Source organism: Clostridium tepidiprofundi DSM 19306, assembly GCF_001594005.1.
Taxonomy (GTDB): Bacteria; Bacillota; Clostridia; order Clostridiales; family Clostridiaceae; genus Clostridium_AC; species Clostridium_AC tepidiprofundi.
Genome location: NZ_LTBA01000011.1, coordinates 42,922 through 63,999, shown reverse-complemented (window position 1 = coordinate 63,999; position 21,078 = coordinate 42,922). Strand labels below are relative to the sequence as shown.

Here is a 21,078-nt window from a genome sequence, read left to right as displayed (position 1 = left end):
ATTGTAATATTTAATTTTACTATTTTCCTATATTAGATAATGATTTAAAATCACACTAAAATCTTATTTTACATTTAATAGATTAAGATTCGCTTGTCTATGATTTAAATAGAAAACTTCAATTCGTAATATGCAATATTTATATTTATATTTAATATACATATATTTTGTATTAATATTCACTATAAAAATCTCTACATGCTGCATTTTTTCATTTTAATATATGATAAAAATCTAAATTACGAATTAAAGACAAAAAATTAAAGAATGCCTCTAGACATTCTTCGGTAATTGATAAACTTATTTCCAATTCATATTTACAATATCCCACATCATTTTTGAAATACGAGCAATTGTTGTTATTCCATAAACATTATTTGGCAAATTGCAACTCATTGCAGTAAAAATAAAATCCCCCTTGGAAACAGTCAACAGTGCACTGTCAGCCTCGATTCCATCTAGCCTTCCTGCTTTATTTGCAATACTACACCATTCTTTCTTTGGAATATAAAACGGTATTTTGTTCCTTCTCTGCTGTCTTCTTAATATTTTTAAAAGTCTTTCACTATGTTCCTTATTCAAATAAGAACCTTCATATAATATTTTATAACATTTTGATAATTCAAAACTTGTACTATAATTTTCACCTTCATCATCAGTACTCAATCTATCAGAAGTTTTCCTAACCAATTTTGTATCATTTAAGCCCATATCTAAAAATATTTCATTTATTCTTTCCTTAGTTATCAAGTCAATAATCTTGTTTGCAGCAGTATTATCACTTTGAATTAACATTGCAATTAATAATTCGAGCAAAGTATAATCCTTTTCTTTAAATTCATGTATTATTCCACTAGCTCCCTCTTCTATATCATCTTTTCCTATTCTGATATTTGTATCTAAAGAAAATTTATTGTTTTCAATTTCTTTAAACAACGCCATAGCAACTGGTAATTTAATACATCCTGCACATGGCATTTTCACCAAATCATTAAATCCATAAACATAACCATCTTTCAAATCTTCAAAATAAAAACTAAAATTGCCCTTCCTTGAATCAAGATATCTTTTAAGTTCCTTCATAAAAATTATCCACCCTCCACATCAATATACATTAAACAGAAACAAAGCCTCATCAAACTGTCTAATTATTTTAAATATTGAATTTTCACCATCACTGTTATTATAATATTAATCTTGTTTATAGTCAATTTTCAAAAAATTATAATCTTATATAAAAAAAGCAAATGATAAAATTATAACTCCTACAAACAACCTGTATACCGCAAATACCTTCATTGGCTTTTTCTTTAAATAGCCTATAAATTTATCAACAACTATAAGTGCAACCAAAAATGATACAATAAATCCAACTACTAAAGTAAACACTTCATTTGATGTAAGAGTAAAACCGCTTTTCATAAGCGAATAAGCAGTTGCCCCAAACATTGTTGGTATAGCAAGAAAAAACGAAAATTCTGCTGCAGCCACTGTGGACAAACCAGTAATCCATCCTCCCATTATAGTTGAAGCTGACCTTGACATACCAGGCCACAAAGCTAAACATTGGAAACATCCTATTTTAAAAGCTTGTTTTAAATTAATCTCATCCACATCAGGCGTAACATAATTATCCCTAAATCTATTCTCAATAATTATCATCATTATAGCTCCAACTATCAATGCTATTGCAACAGGAACAGGCGAAAAAAGCAACTGGTCTATTTTGTCAGCAAATAGTACTCCTAAAACAGCTGCTGGTATAAACGCAACAATTATGTTCGTCCAAAACTTTAAACCTTTCTTCTCCAATTTAAAAAATCCTACTAATGAACTCCATATTTTTTTCCAATACAAAACCACTATTGCAAGTATGGCACCAAGCTGAATTACTATTTCAAATAAATTTGCAAATTCACCTTTGAAATTTATGAAATTCCCCACAATAATCATATGTCCCGTAGATGAAATTGGTAAAAACTCCGTTATTCCTTCAACAATTCCCACAATTATAGCTTTTAAAATCAAAATCAAGTTTAAAGTCATATCCAAATCTCCTTCTCTTATAATTGTAAAAATAATTAGTCCCAATTACACATTATACTATATATTCAAAACTAATCAACTCTTATATTATTCTGTAAAACTATTTTGCGTTCTACATTTTTCCCATCTTTAGAAATACTTATTGTATTCTCACCCGGTTTAACATCAAACTCGAAGAAATAATTCTCGTTTACATTTATCCAGTCATGTCCATTAATCGAATAAAAATAATCTTTTACCTGAACACTATTTTTAAATGCACCCCCTATAAACGATACCACTCCTTTCTTACTGTCTTCCTTTGATTTTGACAAAATAAAAGTAATTTTATCATCTGTTTTATTATTTACATACTTTACTAATGGCGAAATATTAAACATAGATTTATCATTAACAAAAACTGTTGGCGGAATAAATCCTTCCTTCGTACAAATTTGAGGAATTTTACCCTTTGGAATAAATGTTATATAAGCGTTAACATTCTTATTATCATTGTTATTGTTAATTGGAATAGAATATGACCAAAAATACTTTTCCATTTTAGACAAATACTTGCTGTCTTTTTTATCATATGAATATGTTTCGTTTTCAAGCGATACAATTTTTTTTGCATCAATAGCATTAACATTTTCTATTCCATTATATATAACATCTATAGCACTTAGTGGTTGTCCATTTCTTTCCATTATATTCTCATTTAAAACATCCACCATAATCCATTTGCCATATTTTTTGCTCCAAACCTCAAACACCTTATATGCACCATTTCCTTTAATGACATTTTCTGTTCGTAGAATACCTGACCTTGCGTAAATATTTAAAAAAGCAATTCCCTCAGTAAATAACGACTTGAATTCTTCACTAGAAACATTAATTTTTTTCTCGCTATTCAATTCTATATATTTAGCTTCTTTATTATCACCAATTTTGTTAATAATATTTGTTTTATCATGTAACCATATTAAATAATTTAATGCTGTAATTAAATCATTTTCATTGTTAACAAGCTTGTCTAATCTATATTTTTTGCCAAAATCCACTACAATATCATCATTAAAATTCATATAGTAAAAGTGAATATTGTTTCCTTCATAAAAGTTATCCCATTTTGTAACCTCAATATTAAGCCTTTTCTCTGAATTTTGTCTCATAATACATCCCTTCAATGAACTTGCCAACAAAACAACCGTTATAATAATAAATGCAATAACCCTAGGTAACATTTTTTTCACTATATCATCTCCCCTATTACTTCTAATTTTAATATAATATTGAAAATATATGTCAAAATGATAACTTATAGTTTCACTTAAACTCATACTTAACTTAAATGAAGCCATTCCAACATTTAAAAAAATTACACAGTAATCATAAACTTCACCATATTCTGAAATTCTGTACTACATATAGCTTACTATTATTATAGTGAATTATCAAATTTTTTCATAAAAAAATTGCCCCCTAAGGGGCAATCTCATTTATCGATTTTACAAGACTCCCACTTATAGAAGTGAGAGATTGAATCTTTTGCTTCAGATGGAGTAGAGTCTCCACCTGAAGTCTCGATGTTTTACTTTAGCAAAACGAGTTCACTTAGAAATAGGGCCTGCATTCACTATTTCATCTGGAACATTTTTATATCTCTTGAAATTCTCTTCAAATTTTTTAGCAAGCTCATTTGCTTTAATATCATACTGTTCTTTATCTTGCCATGTATTTTTAGGATTCAATATTTCAGATGGTACTCCCGGCACTTCTTTAGGAACAAGGAGTTGAAATACATCATCTTTTATATATTCCGCTTCTTTAAGCTTCCCTTCAAGAGCTGCTTTTACCATTGCTCTTGTATATGAAAGTCTCATTCTTGAACCTACTCCATAACCTCCTCCAGACCATCCTGTATTAACCAAATATACCTCAGTATTATATTTATCAATTTTTTCCCCTAATAGTTTTGCATAAACATAAGGGCTCATCAACATGAAAGGCTCTCCAAAACAAGCTGAAAATGTAGCAACTGGCTCAGTTATTCCTCTTTCAGTTCCTGCCAACTTGCTTGTATACCCTGACATAAAATGATACATTGCAGCTTCTTTTGTAAGTTTAGATATTGGTGGCAATACTCCAAAGGCATCTGCCGTTAAAAATATCACTGTATTTGGTTGTCCACCTATCCCTGATAGTTCTGCATTAGGTATGTACTCAATAGGATAAGCTCCTCTAGTATTTTCAGTATATCTTGCATCATCATAATCAGGGCGTCCTTCTTCATTTATAACAACATTTTCTAATACCGAGCCAAATCTAAGAGCACCATATATTTCTTTTTCATTATCTTTATCCAATCTTATTGTTTTTGCATAGCAACCTCCCTCAAAATTAAAAATCCCCTTGTCACACCAACCATGCTCATCATCACCTATTAATTTTCGCTCAGGATCAGCTGAAAGCGTAGTCTTTCCTGTACCTGATAGTCCAAAAAATACTGCCGTATTTCCATCTTTACCAATATTAGCTGAGCAATGCATAGGAAAAACATTTTTCTCTGGCATCAAAAAATTCATTACTGAAAATATGCTTTTCTTTATTTCTCCCCCATATTGACTTCCACCTATAACTACCATCTTTTTGTTAAAATCTATGAATATGAAGGCCTCTGAATTAACACCATCTTGTTTACCTTTACATTTAAATCCCGGTACTACAACTACTGTGAATTCAGGTTTATGGTCTTCTAACTGTTCTTTTGTAGGTCTTCTAAATAATTGATTCGAAATCAATGCTTGTGAAGCAAGCTCATTTATTACTCTTATAGGAAGTCTATATTCTTCCATAGCACCTGCATAACCATCAAAAACATATAATTCTTTATCAGAAATATATTCGGTAACCTTATTATATAAATTATTGAATATCTCTTCTTCTATTGGTAGATTAACATCACCCCAATTGATTTTATCATTTATACTCTCATGCCTAACTATAAATCTATCCTTGGGTGATCTACCTGTATATTTACCAGTTTTTACATCTAATGCCCCTGTTTCAGTTAATACACCTTCTCCATTAATAACAGCTTTTTCTATCAATTTAGGTATTGATAAATTTCTATATACATTTTTAGATGTTTTGATATTTAATTTCTCCAATTCTTCTATTATATTTACCATAATATACTGTTCTTATTAAAAAAGTCATTGTAATAAGAACCCTTCACCCCCCAAATATTAATTGTTATATTTCTTATCGCAATAACATATTTTCCACATGTACTTATAATAATACATTATTTATAAAAAAATTCAAGTATATTTGCAAAATATATTATTATTTTTCATGATATTTGTTATACATTTAACTAGAAATGAATTATTTGTGTAGCACATTTGTCATTATTTAAAAAAATAACATGCAAAAGCATGTTATTTAATAAAATAATTGAAAGTCAGGAATATGAATTATTTCATTATCCTTACCATTATAATATTCATGAACTAATTTATTTGCTTTCTGATAATTCTCCGTAATAATATCAATCACATACTGATCAAGAGAATCATTTAATCCTTCGTATGCTTTCAAAAGATTATAGTAACCCCTCTCAAGATTATCTCCCATAGTTATATAATAACATCCTGCATTGTTTAGATTTAAAACATCACTTTCATCTGCATGATATGCCAATCTAATTTGTTCAATAGCCTCCTTGGACTTGCCCTGTAACATATATAGAGTACCTAATGTCCTGTGATACTTAGGTACAGGATCATTTTCACTTAATTTATTGCACTCTTTTAACAACTCAATAGCTTTTTCCTCTTCTTCATGAACAAGTTTCTTATCCGCATTATCACTCAAATATTGTACTCTTTTTTGTATATGTATAGAAGCCATACTATACTTAATTTCTGGGTCATCCGGTTTAACACTTTCAGCAAGAGTAAAATATTTAAGTGCTTTATATAAATCATGCTCTTCATACCAATGATTAGCAATATTAAGCATAATATTATAATTATAAGGCTCCAGCATAAGTGCAGTTCTAAGATACGGTTTACCTGTTTTATTAAATTCATCTGCTTTGTCAATTTTATTGAATTTATCTGCTCCATTAAGCTTAACAGTTTTATTCTTTTCATAATCTCTAATACTGTCCAATATCGCAGGCATCAAAAATCCATAATTATCAGGATAATTTGGATTTGCTTTAATGGACTTTTTGCAATAAATCAAAGCCTTTTCAAAATCATTTTTCCCCAAATAATACCACGATGCAGTATGGTAAACTCTAAAATCCTCTTTGTTACTACTAATAATGTTATCAATTATGATATCTGCTTTATCATTCTGACCAACATTTTGAAGAGCATATGCCTCAATTAATTTGACCTCTATTTCACCCACATCATCGCCCTTAACTTCATTCAATAGTTTAATAGCCATATCAGATGTACCCTTTGCTTTTGAATAAATTTTAGCAAGCCAAACTTTATATGCATCATCAGAACTATTCTTCTCGCTTAATTCAGTAATATCTTTCAGTAATGAATCCTGATTATAAACTGCTATCTGAGCCAATACATCGTAAATTTTATATTCATCCTTATCAATATCCCATGCCTTTTTGAGCATTTGATAACCTTTGCTTTTTTCACCAATCAACAAAAGCATTCTTGCATAAGTTGCAGTATCATAAGAAGAATTTAAATCTACAGGATAACTCTTTATTAATTCATATGCTTTATCGACTTTATTGTTATTCATATATACTACATACATTATTTCTCGCAGTTTTTTATTATCAGGATACTTCTTAAGTGCCTTCTCGCCATCAACTAAAGCCTCCGCATACTTGCCATTCATGTATTCAGTGAAAATTATATAATTCAAAGTATTCTCATTCATATTTTTGAGTTCTTTAGCTTTAGTAATGTATTCCTCCGACTTTTCAATTTCACCTTTAACCGAATAAATTTCAGCAATTTTAGCAAACCACAATGGATTTTCATTATCTTTTTCATGCAAATCATTATACACTTTTATTGCATCATCGTAGTTTTCATTGTAGTAGTAACTACTCGCCTGTTCACTCAATGCATTCAATCTAGCTTCCCTACTCATAACTAAATTTATATTACCATTTCCTAATACTCTTTCTCTATATTGAATAAGACTAAATGAAATCAACAATGCTGAAACAATCCCTATAACCGATAAAAACATTTCTTTTTTATCTTTTCCATACAATTTCACATATTTCACCTCGTTTCAGTTATATAATAATATTCTAACAAATTAATATAAAAATTTCCACAGGTTAAACTTGAAAAAAATAATTATTTATGTAAAATGTTAGACAACACACTATTATTGATATACAATATTACTGTGTAATTTCTTCAGGGCTAGAATGCTAGTTGACCAGTTGCTAGTAGGTAATTTTAAGTATATAGTAATCAAGTTGTAAATCTGTACTAGCAACTAGCGATTATATATTGGAAATTTATACTAGCTCCTGTAAAAAGTTTGTGAGGTGAAATAATGCGAAATTCTAGAAGAAAGAGATTAATTAATGAAAGAAAAAAAAGACGACGTAATATAGCTTTCATTACATCTGTAATTATTATAATTGCTCTATTTGGAATTTATTTTGTATCAAATAAGTCTAGAAGCACTAATAACAAAAACGAACTAGGTAATATTGTTATACCTAAAAACACACCAAGCGACACAACAGATAAAATAACAAATAATGATAATGAATCAGATATTAAAAACAATAAAACAACAAATAAAGGTGAATATGAAAATAACATAGATAATAAAAAAGAAGACAATACTACTGAAGTTGTTATATCTTCAGTTGGAGATTGCACCATAGGAACTGATGAAAAGTTCTCTTGGCATACTTTCACAGATGTTTTTAATAAGCAAAAAGGCGATTATTCATACTTTTTCAAAAATGTAGTTAATTATTTGAGCAACGATGACTACACAACTGCAAATTTAGAAACCACATTTACAAATTCAAATGATAAAGCCAATAAACTTTTTACCTTTAAAGCTCCTCCTAGCTATGCTAAAATACTAAAAGAGGGATCAATTGAATCAGTAAATGTTTCAAACAATCACACATTTGATTATAAACAAAAAGGATTTGATGATACACTAGAAGCTCTTAAAAATGAAAACATTGAATATTTTGGAATGGACAATAAACTTATCAAAAATATTAAAGGTGAAAAATTTGGATTTTTAGGATATAAGGCATGGGGTATTACCCCTCAATTCAAAAACAAATTAAAAAAAGACATTGAATATCTAAAAGAGCAGAATTGCATTGTAATAATCAACATACACTGGGGAAAGGAAAATCATTATGCACCAGAATCATATCAAAGGCAAATAGCGCATTTAGCAATTGATTATGGTGCCGATATTATAATAGGCCATCATCCTCATGTTATACAGTGCATAGAAAAATACAAGAACAGATTTATTTGCTATAGTTTAGGTAATTTCTGTTTTGGAGGGAATAATAATCCTAAGGACAAGGATACCTTTATTCTTCAACATAAATATGTATTTAAAAACTCTAAACTTATAAGACTAGGAATTAGAGTTATTCCATGCAGTGTTTCTTCGGTTAAAAATATAAATGATTACTGTCCAACTCCATTATATGGTGATGAAAAGAAAAGATTCTTTAAGAAACTTACTTCTATCACACCCAGTTATGGTTTTAAAGTAGACAATGATGATTATCACATAATAAACATAAGCGATTTAAAATAAGCAAGGTGGTGTTTAAAATACAAGCGAAATCATTTATTAGCATTATAACATCAAAATTAATTTTAAAGATGTCAAAAACATTTTTAAAAGGAGGTACAAATTTCCCAGGAAAAGTTGCACTTAAAATCGATAAAAATATTCTAAATACAATATCAAAAAATTACAAAGTAATATTGATTACAGGAACTAATGGTAAAACAACTACAACAAATATGATTTACAATATTATTTCAAGCACCAATCAAGAAGTAATTACCAATAGCTCTGGTGCTAATATGTTTTCAGGTATAACCGCTTGTTTTGTAGATAATTATAAATTTACAAACAATAACGTTAAATATGCCGTAATAGAAGTTGATGAAGCAAATGTAAAATACATAACAGAATACATTTCACCAGAAATAATATGTATAACCAATCTTTTTAGAGATCAATTAGATAGATATGGTGAAGTATATACAACACTTGAAAAAATACTGTGTGGCATTAAAAAGTCACCAAAATCCCTTTTAGTATTAAACGGTGATGAATCTCTTTTAGGAAATATAGATGTTCCAAACAAAAAAATATATTATGGATTCAACTGTGCTATAGATGATACAATATCTGTGGATTTGAATGCTGATGCAAAATTTTGTAAATTCTGCAAATGTAACTATAAATATAACTTCGTTACCTATAACCATCTTGGTGATTATTACTGCACCAATTGCGGATATAAACGACCTGAATTAGATTATCATATAGACAAAATAGTTGAACAATCAAAGTCTGGTTCAATAGTTGAAATAAACAATAATGAAATATCCATAAATCAACCCGGAACATATAATATATATAATGCACTCTGTGCATATACTGTATCAAGAGTGCTTAATATTGAAAATAATGTAATTAAGCATTCACTTCAAAAACAAAATAGCAGCTTTGGAAGACAAGAAACAATAAATATAGAAGATAAAGAGTTGAAAATTATTTTAGTAAAAAATCCTGCTGGATATGATCAAGCAATAAATGCCATTTCTCTTGATGAAAGCAAAATAAATTTAGCATTCATGCTAAATGATAACTATGCTGATGGAAGAGATGTTTCTTGGATATGGGATGTAAACTTTGAAAAATTAACCTCTTTAAACGTAGACAAAATAATGATATCAGGAATAAGATTATATGATTTAGCCGTAAGATTAAAAATTGCAGGTTTTAATAGTGATAAATTTCATATGTGCAAAGACTTTGAAGCACTGTTAAGTGAAATAATCAAATGTGATGAAAAAACAGTTTATTTGCTTGCTACGTACACTGCAATGATTGATTTTAGAAAATTCTTATACAATAGAAAATATATTAAAAAATTATGGTAAAAAATATTGAAATCAAATTTTAAAAAAGGATGATCAATATGGAATTAAATATATGTCACCTGTATCCTGACCTACTAAATGTTTATGGTGATATGGGTAATATTTTGATATTAAAGCATAGAGCAGAAAAAAGAAATATAAAAGTGAATATTATCAATATATCAATCAATGATGCTTTTGAACCCGAAAAATACGATATAGTATTTTTCGGAGGAGGGCAAGATTTTGAACAATCAATAGTATCTGATGATTTATTAAAAAACAAAGCCTCAGCTATTAAAGAATATATCGAAAGCGGAAAGGTTTTTCTATGTATTTGTGGAGGATACCAATTATTAGGCAAGTACTATACAACTCCATCTGGCGAGAAATTAAAAGGTCTTGGAATTTTAGATATATATACAGAAGCTGGTAAAAAAAGATTTATAGGAAATACAATAATATACAATAAAGAATTCGATGAAACCTATGTTGGATTTGAAAATCATTCAGGTAAAACCTATATAGGTAACCTCAAACCACTTGGTAGGGTTATAATTGGGTACGGTAACAATGGTGAAGATGGCTATGAAGGTTGCATATACAAAAACACATTTTGCACCTATTTTCACGGTTCACTTCTATCTAAAAATCCTGAACTTGCCGATAGACTCCTCAAATTAGCTCTACAAAATAAATATGATGAGGTTGCCCTCTCTATGCTTGATGATTCTCTAGAACTGATGGCAAAAGAATTTATTATTACAAGAGAAACCAATGGAAATAATTAATATACTATTTAAAAATAGTATAAACCATTGTATGCTTAAAAGCTGCCCTTTGCAAGGACAGCTTTTGCTTTTAGACAATTTTACTAATTGATTCTGTTCATTAAACTGTTAAAACAGCTTTCACTTTTAGCCACATATCTTTATCGAGCCTATAATACTCCCACTTTTATATCTTTTCAATAACAATATTATCATTTACAACATCTACTCCAACAGCTGAACCTTCATATATTTCACCTTTTATTATTTTTCTAGCAAGTGCTGTTTCTAACGTATTCTCAATATATCTCTTGAGTGGTCTAGCTCCATAAATAGGGTCATATCCTTCTTTTGCCATTAATTCCTTAGCCCTATCAGTAATTTTAAGAGTAATATTCTTATCCTTTAGTCTAGCTCTTATATCATCAATAAATATATCAATAATTCTTTCGATTTCATTGATATTAAGCGTCTTAAACATGATAATATCATCAAGTCTATTTAAAAACTCCGGCTTAAATCTTGCCTTCATTTCATTCATAACTTTAGCCTTTGTATTATCATCAATTTTATCTCCCTTTAGATTTTCAAGCAAATACCCACTACCTATATTCGATGTCATTATTATTATACAGTTTTTAAAGTCAACAACTTGCCCCTTATTATCGGTTAATCTTCCATCATCCAGTATCTGAAGGAATATATTAAACACATCATCATGAGCTTTCTCTATCTCATCAAATAATATTACACTATAAGGTTTCCTTCTAACAGCTTCAGTCAACTGCCCTCCTTCTTCATAACCAACATATCCTGGAGGAGCACCTATAAGCCTTGACACCGAATATTTTTCCATGTATTCTGACATATCAATCCTTATAATATTTTCCTCACTATCAAAAAGAGTATTCGCAAGTGTCTTAGCAAGTTGTGTCTTACCTACTCCAGTTGGTCCTAAGAATATAAATGAACCAATAGGCCTTCTAGAATCTTTCAATCCTGCTCTAGCTCTAATAACTGCATTTGAAACAGCTTTTACAGCTTCATCCTGTCCAATAACTCTTTTTGAAAGCTCATCTTCAAGTCTTAAAAGCTTCTTTCTATCTCCTTCAACCAATTTGTTCACAGGAATACCGGTCCATTTTGAAACTATCTCAGATATCTCATTTTCTGTAACCTCTTGTTTTAATAATGCATTACCACTAAATTCCTTTAATTGTTCTTCTTTTTCTGCTATTTGCCTTTCTAAATCAGGAATAACACCATACTTAATCTCAGCAACCTTATTTAAATCATATTCCCTTTCAGCCTTTTCAAGAGTGCCTTTTGCTTCATCAATCTTCTCTTTCAAAGCCCTAAGTTCTTGAATTTTTGCTTTTTCCTTTTCATATTTAGCAGTATATTCATCATCCTTTTCTCTCAAATTGCTAAGCTCTTTTTCTATTGCTTTCAATCTTTCTTGAGAAGGTTTATCTTTTTCCTTTGATAATGCCTCCTTTTCTATTTCAAGCTGGAATATCTTTCTTCTAACATCATCCATTTCTGTTGGTAAGCTATCTATTTCTGTTCTTATCATTGCACATGCTTCATCAATCAAATCTATTGCCTTATCAGGCAAAAATCTATCTGTAATGTATCTATGAGATAGCTTTCCTGCTGCTACTATAGCATTGTCGTGAATTCTAATACCGTGGTGAATTTCAAATTTTTCCTTAAGCCCTCTCAGTATAGAAATAGTTTCTTCAACAGTAGGCTCATCAACAATTACCTGTTGAAATCTTCTTTCAAGCGCCTTATCCTTTTCTATATACTTTCTATACTCATCAAAAGTTGTAGCTCCAATACAATGCAATTCCCCTCTAGCAAGCATTGGTTTGATTAAATTTCCTGCATCCATAGCACCTTCAGTTTTACCTGCACCAACTATTGTATGAATCTCATCTATAAATAAAATTATTTTACCTTCACTCTTTTCAACTTCCTTTAAAACAGCCTTAAGTCTTTCTTCAAATTCTCCCCTAAACTTTGCTCCAGCTATTAATGATCCCATATCTAAAGAAAAAATAATTTTGTCTCTTAATCCATCAGGAACATCTCCTCTAACAATCCTCTCAGCAAGACCTTCTACAATTGCTGTCTTACCAACTCCAGGCTCTCCAATCAAAACAGGATTATTTTTAGTTCTTCTAGATAATATTCTTATTACCCTTCTTATTTCATCCTCTCTCCCTATTACAGGATCGAGCTTATGCTTCTTTGCCTCCTCAACCAAGTTTCTTCCGTATTTAACTAAAGCTTCATAAGTTCCTTCTGGATCATTTGTTTCAACTCTTTGATTTCCCCTTATGCTTGATAATACTTCTAAAAATCTCTTTTCAGTAATATCATATCTATTTAATATCTTTCCAACTGAACTATTTTTATCTATATCCATTATTGCAAGCATAACATGTTCTACACTAATATATGAATCTTTAAACCTCTTAGATATTTTCTCTGCTTTAATAAAAATCTCTTCAAATCTTCTTGTAGGATAAACACTAGATGCTTGTGCACTCTCACCTAATACTTTAGGCATTCTATTCAATTCTTCTTCTGTATCCTTAACAATATTTTTAACGTTTATATCCATCTTTGATAAAATATTAGGCACTAATCCATCTTCTTGAGAAATCAATGCCATAAAAAGGTGAATACTATCCATTTGTTGATGATTAAATCTGACAGCTACCATATGTGCATCATTAATAGCCATTTGAACCTTTACAGTTAATTTTTCAATATCCATAAAATCAACTCCTTCCATTTTTATTTCTAATTTTATATTGCCAAAAAGATGTAAGCCAAAAACAACTCACATCTTTTTCTGCAATCTAACTGCCAAATCAAAATATTTTAATGAATCTGCAATATTATTTAACTTATAATACATATTTCCCATATAAATATATCTTTTATAAATTTCTTCCTTAGTACCGAACTTCAAAAGAGCATCTAATGCTAAATTTATATACATCTCTGCTATTGAAAATTCTCCTTTTTTATACGAAACAATAGCCTTAAAATAATATGCCTTCTCAATATGCTTAATATTATCCATTTTAATTGAATAATTCAATGCATTATCACAAATCTCTCTAGCTTCATCAATAAAATCTCTTTCTAATAATTCCTCAACAGACATAAGCATATAATCTACAAAACAAATAATATCATCTTTCGGAAAATATTCAAGACATTTTTTTATATAACTAACACCTCTATCTAACAATCCTATATCAAGCATAACAACCGCATAATTGTAGATAGCCTGTGCCTTAAGCTTATCATTATCCTTATAGTATTCATATGACTTCTTTTCATAAAAATCAAATTTAGTATTATCTAATCTCAAAGAAAGCATTGCAAGCATATGATATATATCTGCTTTTTTCCAATCTTTATTAACAAACTCTATAAACTCCTCAATCTTCATAGCAGTATTATATGCTTTTTTGTGATTTTTAGTCATAACATATGATGCTGCTGAATTGTACAATGCAACTATCAATATTTGATATTCCTTATCGCTCTTATTTGGTTTATCATACAAAGATTTTTCAATATCTTTATAATAATTGATAGCTTGCTGATACTCATTATTTTCATAAAAATAAGCTGCCATATCAATATAAAAAACAAGTCTATTTTTTTCACTATATGCCTTTTGATATAAATCATAATACTTAATGCATAAACTTTGTATTTCCACTTTATCCTTATCCAAACAATAGTCAAACAATATATGCATAAATTCAATAGCCATATCAAAGAGTTCATACTTTTCACAATAATCCAAATTCTTACTAATCTCTTCTTTGTATTCAGGAATATCCTTGTTATCCTTCAAATACTTAAGATTATTATTTAATTGTTCTTCTATAGATTCATTTAAATAATCATAATCCAAATCCAATTTCTCACATACAAATCTTATAATCCAATCTTCAGGTTGAATTTTGTTGTTTTCTATACAACTCATTTTAGAAACTGATACCTTATCACCACAAAGCTGTTTAAGCGTATATCCTTTAAACACCCTAGCTCTTTTAATTTTTTCTCCCGTTGACAATATCTCCATATTCCATCACCCATTCATAACTTTAACTATCCTTAATAATCCCCTGCTTTCTAAACATTTCAACACCCTCATTCAAATATTTTGCTGCCTTTTTATCATTACCGTGATCAATGTAATATTTTCCAAGTGTTATTGCAATCTCTGAAGCTTCTTCTAAGTATTCCATACTTTTCGCAAATTCAAGTGCCATAGCCAATGTATTTTCTGCTTCTAAATGTTTACTCTCCAATAAATCAATCCTGTACTTCAACAAATAATATCTAATAAGTGCTTTGTTGTTCCCATTTTCAACTTGATTCATTATCTCTTTTAGCACTTTTTTGCTTTCATCTATGTCTTTGAGTTTAATATAATTATTACAAATATTCACCAAAGTATCAACTAATTTATTATCATTATTCTTAATTCTTATGCTCTTAGCATTTTGCAAATGAAGCATAGACTGTTCAATATTATCAAATTCGTAAAATAATTTACCCAAATCATTTTCAATTTCAGAAATATAATAAGAATTATTCAACTCCTTATATGTTCTTAAAGCTTTTTGAGAAAAAGTTATTGCATTTTTAATATCCCCTTTTTCGACATATTCCTTCGAAAGCAAAATAAGTGATTTTGCATATTCTCTTTTATTGTTAATCTTTTTAAATTTTTCTTGAGCTAAAAAAGAGTATGTTATAGAATTATCCATATCCTCAAGTTTGAAAAATGTATATGCTATGTAATAATAAATCTCTCCTAATAAAAAATCATTTCCTATATCATTATCTATAAATATCTTTTCAGCTTGCTTAAAATAACTACTCGAAGAATGATATGCCTTAAGCTTTAGTGTTATTATCCCTAAATTCAAAAATGTATTTATAGTTTCCTCATATTTATTATTTTTTATGAAAATTGCATTTGCAGATAATAAATATTGTTGTGCAATGCCTAATTCATCTTTCTTAATACAAATCTTTCCCCTTAAAAAAAGATTCTTAGCTTTCCTATACTCTAAATGATACTTTTCTGCATAATACAAGGACTTTTCAACATATTCCTCTGCTAGACTCAAAGAAGCATCAAGCAAATATGTCTCTGCAATGTTCTCATAGTAAATACAAATATTTTCTGCTTGACTTTCCTCTGATTCCATTAAATATTCGACAGAAGTATTCAATGCTTCTGCTAAATACTCTAATAAATCCATGCTTGGATTTGATTTACCTGTCTCCACTAAGCTAATTTGACCTGGTGTAATCCTATCCCCTGCCAAGTCCTTCAAAGTCATATTAAGACTTTTTCTTTTCCTTTTGATTTTTTCCCCTAAAGACAATATTTCCATAATTAATCTTCCTTCTCATAAACTAAATTTAATTATATTAAACAAAGCAAAGAATATTTTCCTTTATTATACCACAATTTATGCTTTGACTGCAAAAAATCCCATAAAATATTAAGAATTTTAATTTTCTTATATATGTACTTGTTTTTAATACCACAAAACGACTCCTCGCAACAATAATAAGCTACAAGAAGTCATTATTCAAAAGTGAACTCGTTTTGGTAATATAAAACTTCAACACTCCACCTGAAGCAAAAAGCTTCAATATCCCACTTATAGAAGCGGGAATATTGGAGAACCAAGCAAAAGCTATCTAACTATGTGTTTCATATAATCATATACATCTTCAGCAGTATTTCTAACCACCCTAGCGGATTTTTTCATCTTTCTTCTTGTAGATCTATCAGCCTGTGGTATAAGCATCATACCAGCTGTAAAACCTATCATTATGCCAGTAGTAACTCCTTTTAAATATCTTGCCCTCATACTTTACACATCCTTTCTAAATCTTCTTATTTATTAGGATATGTATTTTTTGAATTATTAAACATAAAAAGGAGTCTTAGAAATTTATAAATCTAATTAGCTTTATAATCCTCCTCTTACCCACCAATTCAGAAATATACCCAATACCTTCCTTTATTATTCTTATTATGTCATCTTCACCTTGCCAATTTTCTAGAATAATTTGCTCTGGCACTTGATTGATAATCATATCGAGTGCAAAAAAGGCAATTGCTATATCATCTATACTTCCTATAATAGGAATATTGTCAGGCAATATATCTATTGGTGAAATCAAATAAGTCAATATACCTCCAACTATAACCTTTGTCTTAATATTAACCCTTTTATCCTTAAACAATCTAATCAACAATGCTATTAAATCTGGTAAAATCAATGCATACTCTGCTATTTTTTTATGTTTCTCGGGTATACTTTCCTCTATCTTATTTTTTAAACAACTATATATATCCTCTTTTTTGTTTATATTTTCATCAATATTATCTATACATTCTTCTTTATATTCTTGTTCCTTTTCATTATTTATTGTCGAAATTTTATCTTTAAGATTCTCTTCATCAACATTATTGTACTTATTATACTTATTCTCAATATTATTTTCCTTAACAGTGCCACACTTACTGCTCTTTTTCAAACTCTCTAATGTATCAACTTGCTTGTCCTTAAAATAATTTATATTTTCAACTTGAGCTTTTAATTTATGTGCTTCTGTATCGAGCTTTTTGATTTCAAAGTTTACATACGGAATAATTTTTGATAACTTATTTAAATCAATATACAAATTTCCTTCTTTAAATGAAATACCTATAACATTAAGATCCTTTAAAGCAATCTTTAATATTAAATTCTTAAGCGAATTCAATATATAAAGCTTAGCTACTTTTATAGTCTTAATATTTATACTGATAATATTGTCATCAACACCATTTATGATCAACTCTGCCGAAAAAGAAACTGTAATTCCTTTTTTGTATCTTCCCTGCACACTTAAGCTATCACCTATATTAATATTATCTATCGATAATTCTTTTAAATCTATATATTCATTAAAAACGTCATCAACTATAGTAAGCAAATCTCTTTCAGTTATTTCCACATTAACAGATGAAATATTCATTGAAATTCCCCCAAAATAAAATTTGTACCACCTTTAGTATACATTAATTATCCAATTAAGGAAATAGCTAATTTTGCAAAAATTACATAACCAACATTTAGGATTTTCGTTGGACTTACATACAATATTTAATATATAATAATACCACTCGTAAGTTTTTTCTACACTTATTAAGTTGGAAAATTCATATTACAGCATTTCAGCTTATTTTATAAAACAGTAGTTTATTACTTATTAGCAGCACTAAAAGAAGCACAAAAATACTATAATATCTCACAAAACAGTAATTTGCTACTCATATATAAACATACTAAAAAATTATGGGGAGTGATAATATGAATAAAAATAAAAACAAACTATTTATTTTTCCATTAGTTACAGCTGCTATTTCTCTAGTCATGTTTGCCATATTAAATTTTGGTTTCATCAATAATAAAGACAAGCTATACATTAACTTTATATCAGATTTATCAAACAAAAAAGTATCAACTGTTTATGTAACCGATTCACCTAAAATTAAAGTTAAATTAACCAATGGAACTATTTACGAAACTGATAATCCTAGAACCAATAATTTTAAAGAAATTCTATTAAAACAAGGCGTAAAAGTATATGAAAGCTCATTTAATTCTTTAAATGAATCATTACCACTCGCAATATTTGTAATTTCAATTGTTTTCATGATTGTATTAATGATTAAAAACTCAAAAGTAAAAGCAAAAGGTTTATTTGCGGCCTCATCAATAGATGCTGAAGCCGTTTCAGATATAGGTTTTACATTTGAAGATGTTGCAGGCAACGAAGAAGCAAAAGAAAGCGTTAAGGATGTTGTTGATTTTCTTAAGTCACCTGAAAAATATTTAAAATACGGTGCTAGAATGCCAAAAGGAATAATACTTTATGGCGAACCAGGAACAGGAAAAACACTTCTTGCAAAAGCAGTCGCAGGAGAAGCAGGAGTTCCATTTTATGCGGTATCTGGTTCGGATTTCGTTCAAATTTACGTAGGGGTTGGTGCAGGTAGAATAAGAAATCTATTCAAAAAAGCAAGAAGTCATGGAAAAGCTGTTATATTTATAGATGAAATAGATGCAATAGGTAAAAAAAGGGATAATGGAAGATCAAGTGGTGGTTCTGATGAAAAAGATCAAACACTAAATGCTTTATTAACTGAAATGTCTGGTTTTAATGAAACAGAAGGTATAATTGTTATTGCAGCAACAAATAGATTGGACATGCTTGATAATGCATTATTAAGACCCGGTAGATTCGATAGACACATTGAAGTCACATTGCCTGACGTAGCTGCTAGAGAAAAAATACTAAATCTGCATCTTAAAAATAAACCGACTAAAGAAATTAATATTAAAGAATGGGCCCAAAAAACTTCTTATTTTTCAGGTGCAAAATTGGAAAACTTAGTAAACGAAGCAGCTATATTAGCATGCAAAAGCAATAAAGAATTCATAGACGATTCAGATATGGATAAAGCCTTTTCAATAGTATTAGCAGGTTATGAAAAAATAAATAGAGATCATATAAAGGAAAAGGATAAAAAAATAACAGCAATACACGAAGCTGGACATGCTTTAATAACACTTAATGTGCTTCCAAACGAAAAGATTTCAAAAGTTACAATTATACCAAGCACAAATGGAGCAGGCGGCTACACTCTAAGCATTCCTGAAGATCAAATGCATCAAAATAAATCTTATCTATTAAAAAGATTAATGGTTCTATTAGGCGGACGAGCTGCCGAAGAAATAATGCTAGGCAAAGACAAAATCACAACAGGAGCTTACAATGACCTTCAAAGGAGTACTGAATTAGCATCATCAATGGTAACACAATACGGTATGGGAAAATCTTTAGGACTTTTGAACATATCTGAGCTTAAAAAACATGGAATTTCAAGTGAAGGTGAAGCATTAAAAGAATGCAAAGAACTAATCGAAAATTTATATGAAGATGTAAAATCAATATTAGTAAAAAATAAAGAAACATTAGAAAAATTAGCAAACAAACTTATCGAAAAAGAAACATTATATTATGAAGACCTGATTAAACTACGATAATATAAAGAATAGAGAATAGTAATTATTATGTATATCTCATATTTTCTAATTGTATAATATGTAACTTTAATATACAATATAATAAAGATACATTGAAAAGTATAAATTATATATTCTTTACAAAAGTAAACATGTAATACATTTTTGCAGTATAGAGGTGATTTAATTTGGATAATTTAAAAGATATTAGATGGAGACAAAGATTTGAAAATTTTGAGAAATCCTATAAGCTTTTAGAAAAATATTCAAAACAAGAGATTAAAACTGAGTTAGAAAAGGCAGGAATAATTCAGTTTTTTGAAATGACTTTCGAATTGGCTTGGAAAGTTTTAAAAGATTATTTGGAAGCCGAAGAATTTATAGTTAAGAGTCCTAGAGAAGCGATAAAAAAAGCTTTTCAAATAGGTTTAATTGATAATGGTCATATTTGGATAGATGCTCTTTCTAATAGAAATTTAACAGTCCATACTTATGATGAAGATTTATCTGATGAAATGTTTAAAAAAATAATAGAAGTGTATTTTATAGAATTAAAAAAATTATATGAAAAATTGTCAAAGGAATTATAGCTATGTATGGATTATTAGATAGGGATATTAAATATATTTTAGAAGCTATAGGTAAATTTGAAGAAATTGAAAAAGTAATTTTATTTGGTAGTAGAGCGATGGGAAATTATAAAAAAGGCTCTGACATTGATATAGCCGTTTCAGGAAAAAAAGTAACGATAAATACAATTTTAAAATTAAGCGATTACTTGAATGAGGTTTATCCATTACCATATTATTTTGATATAATACATTATGAAAATATATCAAATGAAAATTTGAAAAAACATATTGATACTTATGGAAAAGAAATATATATAAAAAAGTAATCAAGTTACAAATTTGTACTGGAGACTAGAGACTGGAGATTGGAGACTAAAACAAAATCACCAATCACTAGTCGCCAAAGCAT

16 protein-coding genes are annotated in these 21,078 nt (G+C 28.9%); 6 read left to right on the top strand and 10 right to left on the bottom strand.

The window, feature by feature from the left end; all coding sequences use genetic code 11:
- Window positions 1-300: 300 nt before the first annotated feature.
- The 5 genes from CLTEP_RS06565 to CLTEP_RS06545 form a co-directional block, all read right to left on the bottom strand.
- The gene (locus CLTEP_RS06565; RefSeq protein ID WP_066824365.1) at window positions 301-1,083 is read right to left on the bottom strand and encodes a serine hydrolase; all 783 of its coding nucleotides are present in this window, start codon (window positions 1,081-1,083) and stop codon (window positions 301-303) included.
- Window positions 1,084-1,230: 147 nt separating this feature from the next.
- Window positions 1,231-2,034, bottom strand: coding sequence for an undecaprenyl-diphosphate phosphatase (locus tag CLTEP_RS06560; protein WP_066824394.1), 804 nt, complete (start codon window positions 2,032-2,034; stop codon window positions 1,231-1,233).
- Window positions 2,035-2,117: 83 nt separating this feature from the next.
- Window positions 2,118-3,278: a hypothetical protein gene (locus tag CLTEP_RS06555; RefSeq protein WP_066824363.1), complete on the bottom strand. Its 1,161-nt coding sequence runs from the start codon at window positions 3,276-3,278 to the stop codon at window positions 2,118-2,120.
- Window positions 3,279-3,635: 357 nt separating this feature from the next.
- On the bottom strand, window positions 3,636-5,216 hold the full coding sequence (gene pckA / locus CLTEP_RS06550) for a phosphoenolpyruvate carboxykinase (ATP) (RefSeq protein WP_066824360.1): 1,581 nt from the start codon (window positions 5,214-5,216) through the stop codon (window positions 3,636-3,638).
- A 256-nt stretch (window positions 5,217-5,472) separates the two neighbouring features.
- A complete protein-coding gene (locus tag CLTEP_RS06545; RefSeq protein WP_066824357.1) occupies window positions 5,473-7,299 on the bottom strand; it encodes a tetratricopeptide repeat protein in 1,827 nt (608 codons plus the stop codon).
- Between the two features lie 288 nt (window positions 7,300-7,587).
- Between CLTEP_RS06545 and CLTEP_RS06540 the strand changes: the two genes are divergently transcribed.
- Genes CLTEP_RS06540 through CLTEP_RS06530 form a run of 3 tightly spaced genes read left to right on the top strand, consistent with a single transcriptional unit; the run spans window position 7,588 to window position 10,975 of the window.
- Window positions 7,588-8,841 carry a CapA family protein gene (locus tag CLTEP_RS06540; protein ID WP_066824354.1) on the top strand — a complete coding sequence of 418 codons (1,254 nt, stop codon included), beginning with the start codon at window positions 7,588-7,590 and terminating at the stop codon, window positions 8,839-8,841.
- A gap of 8 nt (window positions 8,842-8,849) precedes the next feature.
- Window positions 8,850-10,205 (top strand): Mur ligase family protein, encoded by a 1,356-nt coding sequence (locus tag CLTEP_RS06535; RefSeq protein ID WP_066824351.1) that lies wholly within the window; start codon window positions 8,850-8,852, stop codon window positions 10,203-10,205.
- Window positions 10,206-10,243: 38 nt separating this feature from the next.
- Window positions 10,244-10,975, top strand: coding sequence for a type 1 glutamine amidotransferase (locus CLTEP_RS06530; RefSeq protein ID WP_066824349.1), 732 nt, complete (start codon window positions 10,244-10,246; stop codon window positions 10,973-10,975).
- A gap of 166 nt (window positions 10,976-11,141) precedes the next feature.
- On the opposite strand, the gene clpB is transcribed toward CLTEP_RS06530, so the two are convergent.
- The 5 genes from clpB to CLTEP_RS06510 all read right to left on the bottom strand — a co-directional run bounded on the left by clpB (window position 11,142) and on the right by CLTEP_RS06510 (window position 18,043).
- Window positions 11,142-13,742: an ATP-dependent chaperone ClpB gene (gene clpB, locus CLTEP_RS06525; RefSeq protein ID WP_066824347.1), complete on the bottom strand. Its 2,601-nt coding sequence runs from the start codon at window positions 13,740-13,742 to the stop codon at window positions 11,142-11,144.
- Window positions 13,743-13,808: 66 nt separating this feature from the next.
- The gene (locus tag CLTEP_RS06520) at window positions 13,809-15,074 is read right to left on the bottom strand and encodes a helix-turn-helix domain-containing protein (protein ID WP_066824345.1); all 1,266 of its coding nucleotides are present in this window, start codon (window positions 15,072-15,074) and stop codon (window positions 13,809-13,811) included.
- A 22-nt stretch (window positions 15,075-15,096) separates the two neighbouring features.
- Window positions 15,097-16,401, bottom strand: a complete 1,305-nt coding sequence (locus CLTEP_RS06515) for a helix-turn-helix transcriptional regulator (protein ID WP_066824343.1) — start codon at window positions 16,399-16,401, stop codon at window positions 15,097-15,099.
- Window positions 16,402-16,710: 309 nt separating this feature from the next.
- On the bottom strand, window positions 16,711-16,887 hold the full coding sequence (locus CLTEP_RS14380; protein WP_084364719.1) for a YtxH domain-containing protein: 177 nt from the start codon (window positions 16,885-16,887) through the stop codon (window positions 16,711-16,713).
- A gap of 76 nt (window positions 16,888-16,963) precedes the next feature.
- Window positions 16,964-18,043 carry a YkvA family protein gene (locus tag CLTEP_RS06510; RefSeq protein ID WP_066824340.1) on the bottom strand — a complete coding sequence of 360 codons (1,080 nt, stop codon included), beginning with the start codon at window positions 18,041-18,043 and terminating at the stop codon, window positions 16,964-16,966.
- 335 nt (window positions 18,044-18,378) lie between these two features.
- On the opposite strand from CLTEP_RS06510, the gene CLTEP_RS06505 reads away from it, so the two are divergent.
- The 3 genes from CLTEP_RS06505 (at window position 18,379) to CLTEP_RS06495 (ending at window position 20,995) form a co-directional block, all read left to right on the top strand.
- Window positions 18,379-20,118 (top strand): ATP-dependent metallopeptidase FtsH/Yme1/Tma family protein, encoded by a 1,740-nt coding sequence (locus CLTEP_RS06505; RefSeq protein ID WP_066824338.1) that lies wholly within the window; start codon window positions 18,379-18,381, stop codon window positions 20,116-20,118.
- Window positions 20,119-20,285: 167 nt separating this feature from the next.
- Window positions 20,286-20,687: a nucleotidyltransferase substrate binding protein gene (locus tag CLTEP_RS06500; RefSeq protein WP_066824336.1), complete on the top strand. Its 402-nt coding sequence runs from the start codon at window positions 20,286-20,288 to the stop codon at window positions 20,685-20,687.
- A gap of 2 nt (window positions 20,688-20,689) precedes the next feature.
- Entirely contained in the window at window positions 20,690-20,995 is a 306-nt protein-coding gene (locus CLTEP_RS06495) for a nucleotidyltransferase family protein (protein WP_066824334.1), read from the top strand.
- Window positions 20,996-21,078: the final 83 nt, after the last annotated feature.